The following is a 14,965-nucleotide window of genomic DNA, read 5'->3' as shown; positions in this document are numbered from 1 at the left end:
TCCTTACCATCAATTATGGTTTGCTTATTCTGGGAGAATTGAGAAGGTGAAAGAAGTGTATATAGAATCAGAATATGATAAGTATGAAGATGAAATGAGAGATAAAGACTTTGAGATAACTGTTACTGGGTTAAGAAGGCTCTATTATGAAAAATAAAAATGAATGTACCTGTAACTGTTCATCTTGTAAAGATGGTCAGTGTGCCAATTGTACTTGTGATAACTGTACATGTACCAATTGTAATTGTTAAATTAACGCCAGTTTAAGTGTTTAGAGAATCGCTTAAACTGGCTTTAAATATTTATAGTATGACAACAAAAGAGGTTTGGACAACTTATGCTGAAGACTTAAGACGATTTATTTTAAGTAAGGTTAAAGATGCAGTAATTACTGAAGATATTTTGCAAGACACTTTTATTAAAGTGCACACCAAGTTGCATACAATAAAAGACATGAGTAAACTGAAGCCTTGGTTGTTTTCAGTGGCAAGGTATACCCTTTTAGATTATTTTAAGGCATCAAAAAAAACATTTCAGATAGTCGGTTTAGAGATAGAAGCGGATGCTACAATTAATGAACATTCTGAGCAAGATTGCTTGAGAGGCATCTTAAAAAACTTACCAAAAAAATACAGAGATCCTTTGTTTTTGTCTGATATAAAAGGAATGAAACAACAAGAGATAGCACATCAATTAAAACTACCATTGTCAACAGTGAAATCACAAATACAACGTGCTAGAAAGCAAATTGCACAAGGATTTATGGATTGTTGTGGTTTTGTGATGAATGAAGAAGGTTATTTGGTTGGAGAAATACAAGACAAAGCAGATTGTAAAGTATGCCATTAATAGTATCTTTGCAGAATAATAGATAAGCTAAGAATCTGGCTATTGTTTTATAATATTAAAATGTCTTTCAAAAAATTACATCCTTTATTAAAAGAATCATTAGAAAATGCAGGTTTTGAAACTTCTAACGCATTTCAGAAAAAAGTATTACCAACATTAAAAGGTGGAGCAGATACTTATGTTATAGCACCAAAAGGAAGTGGTAAAACAACAGCTCTTATAATTGCAACTATTCATAAGTTAAAAGCTGCTGCTTTTGAAGATTCTCCACGTGCAATTATCGTTGCTAAAGATAAAACTGATGTCATAAAGTTAAAAGATGAATTTGAAAGATATACAAAAAACACAGATTTAAGAGTCTATGCGCTTTATGATGGTTATGATATTGAAAAGCAAAAAACGGAAGTGTATTACGGTCAAGATATTGTTATAGCATCTCCTGCGCGTTTAAGTAAGCTTTATTTTTTAAATGGTATTCATCTTGGTGAAATTCAATTATTTGCTGTTGAAGATGCGGATTATTTGGGTAGAAATAATGCTTATAATTATATTTTAAGGTTGTCTGAAAGTATGAGTAAATGTCAGTTTGTGATTATTGCAGATGAGATCAATTCTAAAATAAAAAATTACCAGAATTCATTTATGAGTAATGCACAATTAGTTAAGCAGAAGTAATTTATAGTTAGACTAACTATAAAGTCATCATCCAGCTACGTTGTAACTTTCGGAACTTTTTTAATTCACCACGAAGAATAGGTAAATAATCTCTACCATTACTATTAGAATCCTCTAAACGTTTACAATTATTGTATAGGTTATAAGTTAATTGATCTAAGCTTTCTAAATGCTTATGTTTTTTGTCTGAAAAGCGTTCGCGCTCCGCATTAATAATCTCTGGAGCTAGATTAGTAGATTGCTGTACAATATCGCCTGAAAAATAAATATGACTATCCTCTTTACCATCTGAATTTAAATAAGATAAATCTTGATTTAAATAAGTTGATATGTTTCGAGAAAGCATAATAATATCCATTGCCTTTTTATAAATAGGCAAATCAAATAAATGGGATGGTAGGTTGTAATTCATTTTTCAATAGCAATGCATACGAAATTAAGAACTAGTAGCTACACTTAACTTTAATATTTAAAGTAATTATGTATATTTACTTTAATTTTTATTTTATTAAAGCAATATTACTTTAAAATGAGTGTAGATAGTCTGAACTGGAAGATTTTAAAGTGCCTTCAACAGAATGCACGTATGTCTAATGCAGAGATTGGAAGACGTGTTGGAGTAAGCTCACCTGCTGTTAGTGAGAGAATTAAGAAGATGGAGGATGCCGAAATTATTGAAGGCTATACCACTTTTATTTCCCATTTTGAGGTAGGTTATCAACTAAAGGCTTTAATTACGTTGCGTGCTTTTATGGGAATGTTAAAACCGTTTTTAGAAAAAGTAAAGACCTATGACGAGGTGGTAAATTGTTACCGAATTACTGGCAACGAAAATATTGTGATGGAAGTTGTCTTAAAAAACCAAAAACACCTTGAGTCATTTATAGATCAACTGATTAGTTATGGTGAAACTAAAACGCAAATCGTATTGTCTCATGTTGTTAAGCATAGTGAGGTGAAGCCTTTAAAATAAAATGTCTATTCAAAAATTTTATCTGGATAATCCCATTCTTTTGCTCTCAATAATTTATTTATTATAGAAAAATAATCTTCACCATAGTATTTATAGAATTTCCCATCAGTCCTTATTATGAAAAACCCAGAGCAATTTTTATCAGATATAAAAATATTGTTTTTAATAAATCCGTTATCTAGAATCCAACCAGAATTGTTATCTGCATATTTTGTGAAAAATGATTTTTTTGTGTATACTAAAATATTTTTTGCATTGTAATTAATAGATATTTTATCAGAAGAATTTTTATAACTTCTTAATACATTCTTTTCGTATTCTACATTATTAGATTTTACAATACAATTATGTCCTTTTTGAAAATAGTTGATAAGAATTGTTTTAGAAGTGTCAATAGTAATGTTAAGGTTTTCTTCTAATGCTTTGTAGAATAAATTTAAATCTTGATTATCCATTTTGCCAAACTGACCATCTATTGATTTAATATATTCTCTATTGTATTTGTTATTTACAGCGTTATCTGTATTGTTTTTTGCTCCACAGGATATAAAAATTATGACAAATAAAATTAAGATAGATTTCATATGGTAAAATTATTTTTTTATAATCAAATGCGGAACGTCTTCTAAATTCCAGTCAATAACCAAACCATCTGCTAAAGATTGAGCTATAGTTTTTCCATACAAATGTTCACTTAAATACAATGCAGTTTCAAAAGATTTTGCTCCACCAGCGGAGGTGATGTATTTACCATCATGTACAAAGAGAACTTTTTTTCGAATGTCTAATTCTGGGAACATATCAAGCATTTTGTCAATATCACTAGGGAAAGTTGTAGAAATGACATCATCTAATAAGCCAGCTTTGGCTAATACAAAAGCACCATCGCAATGTGATGTTATATATTGAGCTTCTTTATCTACCTTCTTTACAAAATCTAACATTACTTCGTCTTCCAAATCCGAATCTAAATGATGCTCAGCACTTGGTACAACTAAAATATCAATTTTTGGAAGCGTATCAGTGATATAGTTATAATCTGGCAATAATCGCATACCTTCAAAAGTGGTAATTGGATTATCTGTATTAGCAACAGTAAAGACATTCATGGCTTTTATACTATCTCTAAACATGGTATGCTGAAAAATATCAAAAGGAGCAGTAAGCTCAGTGTTAAATGTACCATCCATGATTAAGAAAGCTACGTTATAACGGTTAGGCTCTAGCTTAGGAAACTGCTTATCATTCTGAACTTGTTTCAGAATCTCACTAGATGTATTTTTTTTATCCTGATTAGAATTACAGCTTGCAATTAATATGACAATAAAAAGTAATATTATTTTATTCATTTTTAAAATTTTAAACTTAGATGCTGAATCAAGTTTAGCATGACAAAACCTACAGAATTAGTTAATTCTCCATGGTGGATTCTTCCGATTATGTCCTGCGTTATAAATGATAATCTGATGTCCATCAGGATCCTTTAAATTCACATCAGTCCACAGCCAAGGTTGTTCAGTAATTTCAGTATTAAAAGTAATACCTTTTTCTTTGAGTTCCGAAACTGTTTTAGAAAGATTCTCAACTTCAAAATACAATGTTATTTTATTTCCTTCAGGAAGTTCATCAACACTATGAATTGAAAATGTAGAATCTCCATTAGGACATTCAAACCGAACATATCTTGGTAAGGCATCTACAATTAAGTTTAAGCCTAATGTTTTATAAAATGTTGTTGATTTTGCAACATCCAAAGATGAGATTGTCACTTGATTTAAATTCATATATTTTCCTTTTTTAAACTTCGTTTTAAATACAATAAAAGTAAGATTCCAATTAGCCCAAGACCTAGCATAATGTACCAGGTATAATTATAGCCAAAATGATCTACCAATCGTAATCCTGCATTGTGTCCAAAAATATGAGCTATGGAAAATGACATCACATACATAGACAAATATTCACCTTGCTTTCCTTTTTTCGCTCTACTCATAGCAAAAGCATTAGAAAACGGAAATGCAATCATTTCACCAATAGTCATTAACAACATACCTATAAGCAATATACCAACCCAAGAGGTTAGGTTAAGTACATAAAAACTTAATGCTGTTAAAATCAGACCAATAATCATGAGTCCAACTTTTGTGTATCTGCTATGTTCTAGCCACTTAATTAATGGCATTTCTAATATAAATATAAACAAGCCATTTAAACCTAAAAGCAAACCAATTTCAAATTCTGACAACGAGTGAATATCTTTATAGTACAATGGTATTGTAGAGAAATATTGCAAGAATATAATTCCGAAAATGATCATTGCCGCAAAGAATATCCAAAAAGGTTTGTCCTTGTAAACAGATACAGGATTTTCAACAATAATATTATCTACTGGTTTTGCTACTCTTGGATTCAACACTTTAATCAGTAGAAGTGTAGCTAAAATACAAGTAATACCATCTATCCAAAACAGACCTCCATAACCCATAGTAGTTATGATGATACCACCTATGGCTGGTCCTGCAGAAAATCCTAGATTTATTGCTAAACGGATGAGAGTTACCGATCTTGTTTTGTTTTCTGGTTTACTATAAACGCTCATAGCTACAAACATTGCTGGTCTAAATGTATCAGCAACAACCATTACCAAAAAGATACCTACACAAAGACTAGCAAAAGTGTTTAAGAATTGTAAGGCTATAAATAAAAAACCAGTAGACAAGAGACTTCTTGCCATAACTTTATAATAGCCAATAGTATCTGTGAGTTTCCCTCCTATCCATGTACCAACAACAGATCCTAAACCAAAGGCACTCATAATCCAACTCACATCTTTAAGCGTAAACTCTAAATCGTCAGTTAAGTAAAGTGATAAAAATGGAATTACCATGGTGCCAGCTCTATTTACAAATGTAATTAGTGCTAGCCACCAAACTTCTTTTGAAAGTCCATCGAAGGTGCTTATGTAATTTTTAAATAAAGTTTTCATTTTAGTGGTTGTTATAAATATAAAAAGTCCGACGTTAACGTCGGACTTTTAAATATTGTTTAATAGTATATGTGTATAGCTACAATAGATAATGCGTCCGAACAATTTCTGTAGAAATCACACAGGTCTGCTTTGCATATCTAATAACTTGTAACATTGTTTTTATATTTATTACAGGTTCAAAGCTACAATAAATTTTGATGGGTACCATTTCTAATTTTAAATAACAGTAATAAAACGTCCTTTTTTCCTTTCTACTTCAAGAAAAAAATGAACCGTAACTAAGGCTATGCTTAATTTTTATTTTTCGAACAAAGAAAAAAATCACCATTTTATTTTGCTATCATTTCAAACAAGAAGGGGTATTGTCGTATTTTTGAATTCTAAAATAGTTTGAAATGAAGAATTTGGTATTATTTTTTTTAGTGATTTTTTCGTTTAGTTGTGCACAAGAAAAACAACTTTTAAATGAAGAAACAGAATGGCAAAAAGAAATGAATGCAGATTTTAAGGATGCAACTAAGTCTCCGATGAAGGATAAAGATAGAAAGAGTTTTACTGGTCTTGATTTCTATAAGTTCGATTCTGCTTATGTGGTCAAAGCAAAATTGAAAAGAACACCAGATGCTAAACCTTTCAAAATGAAAACCACTACAGAACGTCGACCAGATTATGTTCAGTATGGAGTGATTACTTTTACTTTAAAATGTGAAGAATACCAATTAAATATATATCAAAACCTTGGCTTATTAGAGGAGGAAGGTTACGAAGACTATTTGTTTCTGCCATTTTTAGATAATACAAACGGAAATGGAAGTTATTCTGGTGGACGATATACCGAAGCTAGAATTCCTGAAGGAGACACAATAATTATAGATTTTAATACGGCTTATAATCCGTATTGTGCTTATAATGATAAGTATTCTTGTCCGATTGTGCCTAGAGCTAATTATTTGGATTTAGAGATTGAAGCTGGAGTAATGGCTTTTAAAAAGCATTAGGCCTTCACCAAATACATTCCAAAGAAAACAGCTAAAAAACCAATTACAAAACTGGCTATTGTATAAAGTGCGAAACTGGTAAAGTCGCCAGATTTTAAAAACACATGGTTTTCATATGCAAAGGTCGAAAATGTAGTAAAACCACCACAAAAACCTGTGGCTAAAAGTAAGGTCTGACTCTGAGATAAAGTTTCATTTTTTGCAGCTAAACCAAGTATAACACCAATTAATAAACTTCCTATAATGTTAGCGGCAAATGTGCCATAAGGAATTCCATTTTCAGAATTATTTAACCATTTCCCAATAATAAAGCGGAGTACACTACCAAAGCCACCACCTACAAATACGAGTATTAATTGTTTCATATTATTTTATACCATCATATGGAAAAAACTGTCACATCGAGCGTAGTTGTGATGTTTAAGAAGTTCTCGACTACGCTCGAACTGACAGTAGTGAATAATTATTTTATAGCTATATAAATCTCAGTAACCCAATCCGCAGGATTTGGGTGACTCATTGGGTCTGTTAAATACGTTTCAAGCATTGAACCTCCTTCAATCATTTCTAAATTATTATCAGAAATATATGTCATGCTAGCTTCCCATGCTTCTTTAAGATTTTTGTAATCACCTTTTAAGATCGTTTTTACAGCTCTAAAGGATTCTAGTTTCCCAGTTAAAATATCAGATTCATTAGATACAATCTTAGAATTTGTTGGCACACAGGTTGAGAATATTGCAGCATCATTTTCTTCATCCCATTTGTGGTATAAAATAAAAGGTGGTCCTGCCATAGTTACATTATGTGTCATAGCATAAGCGCCAACTTCAGATAGCATTTGTTTCATGTTTTTTTGAAACTCACTTAATTTGCATGACGCTGTTTTATAAATATAATAACCACCACTGTGTTGTGTAATACCATCAACATTAATGTTATAAACTTTCATTTCGTCTTGTAATACACTATCTAACATGGTGAGACCACGTTCAAAATGAGGACCTATTAATTTTTCCATGCCTCCCATTGCTGTAGAATACATTTTAAATACAAAAGGCAAGTTCTCGCCTTTAATACTCCATGTTACTTCTGTTGTGCCATCTTCGTTGGGTTTTAAGTTCCAAGTTACTTCAGAATTAGGATTATCACCAAATTGCATCTCTTGCGTTATTGAGTTCATCGGCTCAGTTGCAATTGTTTTCATACCTCCAACTCCGTCTTCATCTTCCCAAGTATAAGAACCACCAATACCTTTGGTTTGTTCTGATAGAGTAATTACCGTTTCAGGTTTTTCTTCTTTCCAAGAGTTCCAAGCTTCCCAGTTCTTAAAATCAATGACATTAGTATAGACCACAGATTGTGGTGCATTTATAGTCTTAGTTCTGGTAACGTTAAAAGAATTTGGTTGTACTGCAATGTATATTGAAAAGCCAATAATCAATATAAGCAATAAGAGTAAGATGTATTTAAGGGTTTTCATTCTTAGATTAAATATAGTTGTTATTCAAAGATAGTAATTTTATGATATGTGATATATATGTTACATTTGTGTACAACTAAATAAAACGAACAATATGAACTTAAAATCATTATTTAAAATTTGCCTTTTTGCCCTATTAATTGTGGCTTGTAAGAGTGATGTTAAAGAAGAATCTGTAGAAGAATCTGTAGAAAAAACGACTACAGAATTTAGTTTTAATGTAGAGCAATTTGCTGATATTAAGATTCTTCGCTATCAAATTCCAGGTTGGGAAGGTCTCAGTTTAAAAGAACAAAAATTAGTTTATTATTTAACGGAAGCTGGTCTTGCTGGTCGCGATATTATGTGGGATCAGAATTACAGACACAACCTTAAAATTAGACGTGCTTTAGAAAATATTTATAACGAATATAGTGGAGATAAAGGGTCTGTTGATTGGAAAAATTTCACTGTTTATTTAAAACGTGTATGGTTTAGTAATGGGATTCACCATCATTATTCTAATGATAAGTTAACACCAGGTTTTACTCAAGACTATTTAAATGAGTTACTTAAAGCAACAAATACAAAGCTAGATGGAGCAGCATTTAATGCTATGTTTAATGCTGAAGATGCTAAAAAAGTAAATCAGGCTAAAGGTGTTGATAATGTCGCTTTATCTGCTGTAAACTTTTACGGACCAGATGTTACTAGTGATGATGTGATTAATTTCTACAAGAATAAAAAGTCACCAAATCCAGATAGACCATTGTCTTATGGTTTAAACTCTCAATTAGTAAAAGAAGATGGTGTTTTAAAAGAGCGCGTTTATAAGTCTGGTGGTTTATATGGAGCTGCGATAGACAATATTATCGAATGGTTAGGAAAAGCTAGAGGAGTAGCTGAGAATGATGCACAAGGTAATGCGATTGATTTATTGATTAAATATTATAAAACAGGAGATTTGCAGACTTGGGACGATTATAATGTCGCTTGGACAGCAGCAACTGCTGGTAACGTAGACTATATTAACAGTTTTATCGAAGTGTATAATGATCCATTAGGTTACAGAGGTTCTTATGAGACAATTGTACAAATCAATGATTTTGATATGTCAACAAAGATGGCTGTATTGTCTGAAAATGCACAATGGTTTGAAGATAATTCACCATTAATGGATGCTCATAAAAAAGCGAATGTAGTAGGTGTAAGTTACAAAGTTGTAACAGTTGCAGGTGAAGCAGGTGATGCGTCACCAAGTACACCAATTGGTGTGAATTTACCAAACGCTAACTGGATACGTAAAGAAGTAGGAAGTAAGTCTGTGTCTTTAGGAAACATTACTTACGCTTATGCTAATGCTGGTAGTACAGGTCGTTTAAAAGAGTTTGTCCACGATGAAGAAGAATTAAAGTTAGAAGAAGAATTCGGAGGAAAAGCAGATAAGTTACATACGGCATTACACGAAGTGATTGGTCATGCATCAGGACAATTAAATAAAGGTGTTGGAGAAACAAAAGAGACTTTAAAAAACTATGCATCTACGCTAGAAGAAGGACGTGCAGATTTAGTTGGCTTATATTATTTATACGATTCTAAATTGCAAGACCTTGGTTTAGTAAAGGATTGGAAAAAAATAGGAATGGCAGCTTACGATGGTTACATAAGAAATGGATTAATGACACAATTAATTCGTTTGAATATTGGTGACGATGTTGAAGAAGCACACATGAGAAACAGACAATGGGTTTCTGCTTGGGCTTTCGAAAAAGGAAAAGCAGATAACGTTATTGAAAAAGTAACAAGAGACGGAAAGACTTATTTTAATATTACAGATTACGATAAGTTACACGACTTATTCGGTCAGTTATTAAGAGAAACACAACGTATTAAGTCTGAAGGCGATTATGTTGCTGTTGAAGCTTTAGTTGAAGGTTATGGAGTAAAAGTAGACCAAGCAATTCATGCAGAGGTTTTAGAACGTAATAAGCAATTTACAGCTGCACCATATAGTGGTTTTGTAAATCCTGTTTTAGTACCAGAATTAAATGATGCTGGTGAAATAACCGCTATTAAAGTAACACAACCAGAAGCTTACGATAAGCAGATGTTGTATTACAGCAAAAATTATAACCATCTTCCAGATGTAAATTAGTAAATTATAAAGAACTCTTTATGAGTTTTTAATTAGAAAAGCACTTATAGAAATGTAGGTGCTTTTTTTTATATTTACGAAGAAACGGTTGCCATAAGTGATTTGCACTTTTGAGATAACATACATTTATAGTAGATATGCAAAAATCCATAACGCCAATTCTAAAATTGAAATTTTGTTTTATAATCTCTTTGGCGGTACTAATGGCTTGTAATAATGACCAGAAAGAAACTCCAGAAACAGATTTTTGTTCAGATATACATAGAAATGAAAGTACTTCACTTTCTAAAGAATTAGAAGGAGTTGCAGAGCAAATGACTACTAAAACGGGAGTTTATGTTTTAGAAGATGGAAGTGGTTCTATGGTTGCTAGAGCGTGGTTAAGCGAATACGCAGAAAAAACGATAGACATCCAATACTTCATTTTTTCTACAGATAATGTAGGTCTCATTGCCTGTGATTATTTAATAAGAGCAGCAGATCGTGGAGTTAAAGTTAGGATTCTAGTCGATGATATTATGGTAGATGCAGATGTGCAAGACATTCTAACCTTTGCGTCGCACGAAAATATTTCAGTAAAGATTTATAATCCTGGAGTCAATTTAGGAAAGAATATCTTAGGGAAAATCAAGAAATTTGCAACCGATTTTAGAGATGCTAATCAACGTATGCACAACAAAACGTTTATCGTCGATGGCAAAGTGGTAATTACTGGAGGTCGCAATATTGCAGACGAATATTTTGATTACGACCATGAGTATAATTTTAGAGACAGAGATATCCTATTATTAGGAAAAGTATCTAAAACTATAAATACATCTTTTGACCAATTCTGGAATAGCACACTGAGTAAAGATGTAACAACAGTCGTTGATGATGCACCAGAAAATACAACTGAAGAAAATCGTTTTAATAAGCTTCACGAATATGCCTGTAATCCAGAAAACTTTTGGCCACAAGTAAGAGAACGTATTACAAATTTGCCGAGTACGTTTAAAACTATTAATGATTCTGGTAAATTAGTATGGTTAGATGATGTAGAGTTTATCTCAGACGATCCAGGGAAAAATGATGGAGAAAGCGGTTTAGGTGGAGGCGGAATCTCTACCACTGCGCTAATAGATTTGGTTAAAAATGCAAAGTCGTCTATTGAGATTCAAACTCCGTATTTAATTACTACAGCATTATCTCATAACCTATTTAAAGACGCTGTAGAACGCGGAGTAAAAATTAGAATACTCACCAATAGTTTAGCATCTACAGATAATGTAGAAGCCTTTAGCAGTTATCAAAGTGATAGAAAGAAGTTACTGAAAACTGGAGTGCGAATTTTTGAATTTAGACCAGATGCTGTAGAACGCACAAAAATTATGACAGGCGAACTACAAGAAAAACTAGATTATAAACCAATTTTTGGATTGCATGCCAAATCCATGGTTATAGATAATAAAATAACAGTGATTGGCACCTTTAATGTCGATCCTAGAAGTGCCAATTTAAACACCGAATGCATTGTTATTGTAAATTCTGAGCAGATTTCTAAAGGTGTTTTAGAAGGCATGGAAATAGAGTTTAAACCCGAAAACTCTTGGGAAACCACTTTAGACTTTAACCCAGATTCTAAAGTAGATAACTACAAGCGTTTAAAAACTTGGACGCGAAAAATATTACCAAAATCTATTTTGTAATCTATACAAATGTTGAGGTAATTTAAACTCTTTTTTAATTATAAAATACGTAGTTATACGTATAGAATTCTTGTAAGAAATTATTACTTTTATACTTTTATGTCGAGTTGGCAACAAGCTGAAGAAGCATTTAAACTAAAGATAAAACATATGATTAAAAAGTATATTTTCTTTTTATTTACACTTTTTATTTTAAGCTCTTGTGGAAAAAGTAAAGAGGAAATAGAACTGGAAAAAATAAAGGTTGAATTAGAAAAAACCAAACTTGAATTAGCAGAAAAAACTAAACGAGAAGAGGAAAGTGAAATTAATGCAAAAAAAGCTGAATTAAATAAAGTTCACGAACAAAAAGTAAATGTCGGTAAAAGAAAGAAAATAACTGAATTGAATTTTCAACTTCAAAGATTACCTCAAGCTCTTGAAAAAGGTGAACAAAATATTAGAGAAATAAACCAATTTAAAATTGGTCGTTCTTCTTCAACTAAAGAAAAACAACTTCAAGAAGCGAGAAGTCAACTTAGTGAAATTCGTAACTACGGAGAAAAAATAAAAAATGAAATAGCCCAATTAGAATATCATAAGACATTTGACTTCCAAAAAAATCCTGCAAGCGTAATGGAATATATTTTTGAATCAGCTAAAAAAAGAGATTTTTCTAATTTCAGAAATTTATGCGATCCTTATGGAGAAAACGACTCTGACGTTAACCAAATCTGTTACGCGGAAATGTTAATGGAAAAACAGCAGGAGGATTTGAAAAGGGAATTTGAAAATGGTCGAGTAATTGGAAAAGCTAAAATTAATGGAGACAAAGCGGAACTTGAATTTGCATTTGGCGCAAGTGCTAATCGACTCGAAAAAGTGAAGATGATTAAGCGAAATGGACTATGGTATTTAGGAGCATTTTAGAATAAAGCCATTTGCTAACAACGTATATAAAAAAATGCTGGTTTATGGTTTAAACTAAGGTGGTTGTATATTTACTTCATCTAATTTTTCTTTCGGAAAATCCTCGCACGTAAACACACAAATTTCCATATACAAACACTTTAAAGAAAAACATCGAAATATAATAATTAAACAAAATCTATGAAAAAAAACATTATCCCAATTATTGCAATTGGACTTATGACCTACAGTTGTAACGCACAACAAAAAGCAACTGATTTTATAAATGAAACTGAAAAATGGAAAAAAGAACTTGTCACAAATGGAGAAGTTGGAAATCCATGTAGAGAAGATAATAATTCGCAAAAATGGCAAGAAGAAAATCCAAAAGCGTATTTAGGATTACAAGAAATTCAATCAAGCGAATCTGATTTTAATTCTGACGGAATTAAAGACGGGCTTTTCTATTTTTCCGCTGAAAATTGCGTTGGTGGAAGCGGGTCTGGTTCAGATTTCGGAATGTTAATTTATTCTAATAATGGTGAGTTTCTTACAAATAAAAACATCACTCAAACAATCGAAAACGAAATACAAACAAAATTAGCAGAAATTGAAATCTCTGGAGTTTATAAGATATATATTCATTACAAAGGTCTTGGTAAAACTATAATTGGTGAATATTTTGCGTGGTCTGAAGAAGATGCGAATTGTTGTCCAAGTAACAATGGGGCTTTTGAATATAATCCTATTGATTTGACGATGGAAATAGAAAATAAATCTGAATAAAAAATACGTAAACACCATGTGTAATTAATTGCTTGGTTCTAGCCTACTTAAATATCCTAGCAGATTTTTTAAAAAATAAACCTACAACAAATGACAAAAAACTTCGAAGATAAACACCAACTATCAAGTAGGAAAAGACGGATTTCAGCATATTTTATTGACCACTTTGCAATGACTTTTTTAATAGTTGCCATTGTATTTCTGTCTCTTGGTACAGATTTTATGAACGAAAATAATTTCAGTAATCTAGCATCTAGAATGTTGCCAACAATGCTTATTGGGCTTATATTATACTTTTCAAAAGATACTATAAAAGGCATAAGTATTGGTAAATGGATTATGGGAATTATGATACGTGATGTAGAGAATCCAAGTGAAGTACCATCATTTAGTAGATTGTTTCTTCGAAATATATTTATGATAATTTGGCCAGTAGAATTTATCGTGCTTGCTGCAAGTCAAGAGAAAAAAAGGCTTGGAGATAATATAGCAAAAACAATTGTTGTTAAGAATCCTAATAAACCGACAAAATCCCCTAGAATAATAGCATTAGCTGGAGTTGGGCTTATTTTTTTTGTGTTTACATTTTTGTTTGCTGGTGCTGCAATGAAAAATTCTGATGCGTATAAACTGGCAATTACAGAAATTGAGCGGAATGAAGACATTATATCTAAAACTGGCGGAATAAAAGGTTACGGAATGATGCCAACAGGCAATGTTAGTATTTCAAACGGAAATGGTCAGGCGCAATTAGAAATTAAAGTACTCGGTAATGAAAAAGATGTAAACGTAGGCGTTTTTCTAACCAAGGAACCGAATGGAGAGTGGAAATTAATAGATATGAGAAAATAAGTAATTACTAGTTTAAGCCAATTTACGAAAATCCTCATGGATTTTCTGCCTTGTTTGTATTTTAAAACATTAATATTCCTGCAACTCATCAGAACCTACCTGATACATTATTACTTCTTTGACCTTCAGAAATATCAGAACCATCAGCATTTCTTAGTTGAGCCCAAGCATAAATTTCATCTCGTCCAGGTTTATCCTCATTAAAACTGCGACGTGTCCATCTTCTATTTTCATTTTCTCTTCTAAAAATAAATCGTGTTTGCCTACCAGTAGGTGATGAAAACCTCCATGCTTCTAAACCATCTCTCTCAGTGAATGATTGTCCTCTAGTTGACCATAGAATTTTACCAACAATATTTTGGCTAGAACCTCCATCATCTCCGTAAAAAAAAGAAATAGTAATATTCCATTTCTACTTAAATCAGAGGTGTCATAATCTATTGTTCCGGTAATATAAAAAACAGCTCTCCGACCACTTCCTCTTGCACTTAGTCTTAAATTATTTAATTCTGCCAAATCCTTTTGTTTTAGTTAATATTCTCTAATCATATCACTTTTGAATATTAAAGATACTAATTTTTAACTAATTGATTTTTAGTAAGTTTAGTTCTCTTTGTGTATTTGTAACACAACTCTGGCTAGTAAAATCC

Annotated in this window: 16 protein-coding genes; 9 read left to right on the top strand and 7 right to left on the bottom strand. The window is 31.7% G+C overall.

What is annotated here, in order from left to right:
• The first annotated feature begins 309 nt into the window (after positions 1-309).
• Both QZZ53_RS14345 and QZZ53_RS14340 read left to right on the top strand, forming a co-directional pair.
• Entirely contained in the window at positions 310-849 is a 540-nt protein-coding gene (locus tag QZZ53_RS14345; protein ID WP_296385931.1) for a sigma-70 family RNA polymerase sigma factor, read from the top strand.
• A 60-nt stretch (positions 850-909) separates the two neighbouring features.
• Positions 910-1,524 carry a DEAD/DEAH box helicase gene (locus tag QZZ53_RS14340; protein WP_296385928.1) on the top strand — a complete coding sequence of 205 codons (615 nt, stop codon included), beginning with the start codon at positions 910-912 and terminating at the stop codon, positions 1,522-1,524.
• A 16-nt stretch (positions 1,525-1,540) separates the two neighbouring features.
• Here QZZ53_RS14340 and QZZ53_RS14335 read toward each other — a convergent pair whose 3' ends face one another.
• Positions 1,541-1,936, bottom strand: a complete 396-nt coding sequence (locus QZZ53_RS14335; RefSeq protein WP_296385926.1) for a hypothetical protein — start codon at positions 1,934-1,936, stop codon at positions 1,541-1,543.
• Positions 1,937-2,053: 117 nt separating this feature from the next.
• On the opposite strand from QZZ53_RS14335, the gene QZZ53_RS14330 reads away from it, so the two are divergent.
• Entirely contained in the window at positions 2,054-2,497 is a 444-nt protein-coding gene (locus QZZ53_RS14330; RefSeq protein ID WP_296385924.1) for an Lrp/AsnC family transcriptional regulator, read from the top strand.
• Positions 2,498-2,502: 5 nt separating this feature from the next.
• Here QZZ53_RS14330 and QZZ53_RS14325 read toward each other — a convergent pair whose 3' ends face one another.
• From QZZ53_RS14325 to QZZ53_RS14310, 4 genes are read right to left on the bottom strand one after another with little or no spacing between them, the layout of a single operon-like run.
• Positions 2,503-3,081, bottom strand: a complete 579-nt coding sequence (locus QZZ53_RS14325; RefSeq protein ID WP_296385921.1) for a hypothetical protein — start codon at positions 3,079-3,081, stop codon at positions 2,503-2,505.
• Between the two features lie 9 nt (positions 3,082-3,090).
• Entirely contained in the window at positions 3,091-3,846 is a 756-nt protein-coding gene (locus QZZ53_RS14320) for a DJ-1/PfpI family protein (protein ID WP_296385919.1), read from the bottom strand.
• 57 nt (positions 3,847-3,903) lie between these two features.
• Complete coding sequence (locus QZZ53_RS14315) at positions 3,904-4,281, bottom strand: VOC family protein (protein ID WP_296385917.1); 378 nt, start codon at positions 4,279-4,281, stop codon at positions 3,904-3,906.
• Entirely contained in the window at positions 4,278-5,483 is a 1,206-nt protein-coding gene (locus QZZ53_RS14310; protein ID WP_296385915.1) for an MFS transporter, read from the bottom strand. Before QZZ53_RS14310 ends, QZZ53_RS14315 begins: the two co-directional genes overlap by 4 nt.
• Before the next feature lie 398 nt (positions 5,484-5,881).
• Here QZZ53_RS14310 and QZZ53_RS14305 point away from each other — a divergent pair, with 398 nt between their 5' ends.
• Positions 5,882-6,484 (top strand): DUF1684 domain-containing protein, encoded by a 603-nt coding sequence (locus tag QZZ53_RS14305; RefSeq protein WP_296385913.1) that lies wholly within the window; start codon positions 5,882-5,884, stop codon positions 6,482-6,484.
• On the opposite strand, the gene crcB is transcribed toward QZZ53_RS14305, so the two are convergent.
• Positions 6,481-6,849 (bottom strand): fluoride efflux transporter CrcB, encoded by a 369-nt coding sequence (gene crcB, locus QZZ53_RS14300; RefSeq protein ID WP_296385911.1) that lies wholly within the window; start codon positions 6,847-6,849, stop codon positions 6,481-6,483. The genes QZZ53_RS14305 and crcB overlap by 4 nt on opposite strands.
• Before the next feature lie 98 nt (positions 6,850-6,947).
• A complete protein-coding gene (locus QZZ53_RS14295; RefSeq protein WP_296385908.1) occupies positions 6,948-7,967 on the bottom strand; it encodes an SRPBCC family protein in 1,020 nt (339 codons plus the stop codon).
• Positions 7,968-8,061: 94 nt separating this feature from the next.
• On the opposite strand from QZZ53_RS14295, the gene QZZ53_RS14290 reads away from it, so the two are divergent.
• The 5 genes from QZZ53_RS14290 to QZZ53_RS14270 all read left to right on the top strand — a co-directional run bounded on the left by QZZ53_RS14290 (position 8,062) and on the right by QZZ53_RS14270 (position 14,315).
• Positions 8,062-10,101: a dihydrofolate reductase gene (locus QZZ53_RS14290; protein WP_296385906.1), complete on the top strand. Its 2,040-nt coding sequence runs from the start codon at positions 8,062-8,064 to the stop codon at positions 10,099-10,101.
• 203 nt (positions 10,102-10,304) lie between these two features.
• On the top strand, positions 10,305-11,789 hold the full coding sequence (locus QZZ53_RS14285; RefSeq protein ID WP_296385904.1) for a phospholipase D family protein: 1,485 nt from the start codon (positions 10,305-10,307) through the stop codon (positions 11,787-11,789).
• Between the two features lie 99 nt (positions 11,790-11,888).
• Positions 11,889-12,698 (top strand): hypothetical protein, encoded by an 810-nt coding sequence (locus QZZ53_RS14280; protein ID WP_296385902.1) that lies wholly within the window; start codon positions 11,889-11,891, stop codon positions 12,696-12,698.
• Positions 12,699-12,878: 180 nt separating this feature from the next.
• A complete protein-coding gene (locus tag QZZ53_RS14275) occupies positions 12,879-13,463 on the top strand; it encodes a hypothetical protein (protein WP_296385900.1) in 585 nt (194 codons plus the stop codon).
• Between the two features lie 90 nt (positions 13,464-13,553).
• Positions 13,554-14,315, top strand: coding sequence for an RDD family protein (locus tag QZZ53_RS14270; RefSeq protein WP_296385897.1), 762 nt, complete (start codon positions 13,554-13,556; stop codon positions 14,313-14,315).
• Positions 14,316-14,965: the final 650 nt, after the last annotated feature.

The sequence above is a fragment of the Winogradskyella sp. genome, from assembly GCF_016744625.1.
Taxonomy (GTDB): Bacteria; Bacteroidota; Bacteroidia; order Flavobacteriales; family Flavobacteriaceae; genus Winogradskyella.
The sequence above is the reverse complement of the archived record's forward strand: the minus strand, read 5'-3'. Positions and strand labels throughout refer to the sequence as shown.

Coding starts and splice junctions, on each gene's coding strand:
- QZZ53_RS14320 (WP_296385919.1), bottom strand. CDS start 3,846: ATGAATAAAATAATATTACTTTTTATTGTCATATTAATTGCAAGCTGT.
- QZZ53_RS14345 (WP_296385931.1), top strand. CDS start 310: ATGACAACAAAAGAGGTTTGGACAACTTATGCTGAAGACTTAAGACGA.
- QZZ53_RS14285 (WP_296385904.1), top strand. CDS start 10,305: ATGGCTTGTAATAATGACCAGAAAGAAACTCCAGAAACAGATTTTTGT.
- QZZ53_RS14340 (WP_296385928.1), top strand. CDS start 910: ATGTCTTTCAAAAAATTACATCCTTTATTAAAAGAATCATTAGAAAAT.
- QZZ53_RS14270 (WP_296385897.1), top strand. CDS start 13,554: ATGACAAAAAACTTCGAAGATAAACACCAACTATCAAGTAGGAAAAGA.
- QZZ53_RS14305 (WP_296385913.1), top strand. CDS start 5,882: ATGAAGAATTTGGTATTATTTTTTTTAGTGATTTTTTCGTTTAGTTGT.
- QZZ53_RS14275 (WP_296385900.1), top strand. CDS start 12,879: ATGAAAAAAAACATTATCCCAATTATTGCAATTGGACTTATGACCTAC.
- QZZ53_RS14290 (WP_296385906.1), top strand. CDS start 8,062: ATGAACTTAAAATCATTATTTAAAATTTGCCTTTTTGCCCTATTAATT.
- QZZ53_RS14325 (WP_296385921.1), bottom strand. CDS start 3,081: ATGAAATCTATCTTAATTTTATTTGTCATAATTTTTATATCCTGTGGA.
- crcB (WP_296385911.1), bottom strand. CDS start 6,849: ATGAAACAATTAATACTCGTATTTGTAGGTGGTGGCTTTGGTAGTGTA.
- QZZ53_RS14330 (WP_296385924.1), top strand. CDS start 2,054: ATGAGTGTAGATAGTCTGAACTGGAAGATTTTAAAGTGCCTTCAACAG.
- QZZ53_RS14280 (WP_296385902.1), top strand. CDS start 11,889: ATGTCGAGTTGGCAACAAGCTGAAGAAGCATTTAAACTAAAGATAAAA.
- QZZ53_RS14295 (WP_296385908.1), bottom strand. CDS start 7,967: ATGAAAACCCTTAAATACATCTTACTCTTATTGCTTATATTGATTATT.
- QZZ53_RS14315 (WP_296385917.1), bottom strand. CDS start 4,281: ATGAATTTAAATCAAGTGACAATCTCATCTTTGGATGTTGCAAAATCA.
- QZZ53_RS14335 (WP_296385926.1), bottom strand. CDS start 1,936: ATGAATTACAACCTACCATCCCATTTATTTGATTTGCCTATTTATAAA.
- QZZ53_RS14310 (WP_296385915.1), bottom strand. CDS start 5,483: ATGAAAACTTTATTTAAAAATTACATAAGCACCTTCGATGGACTTTCA.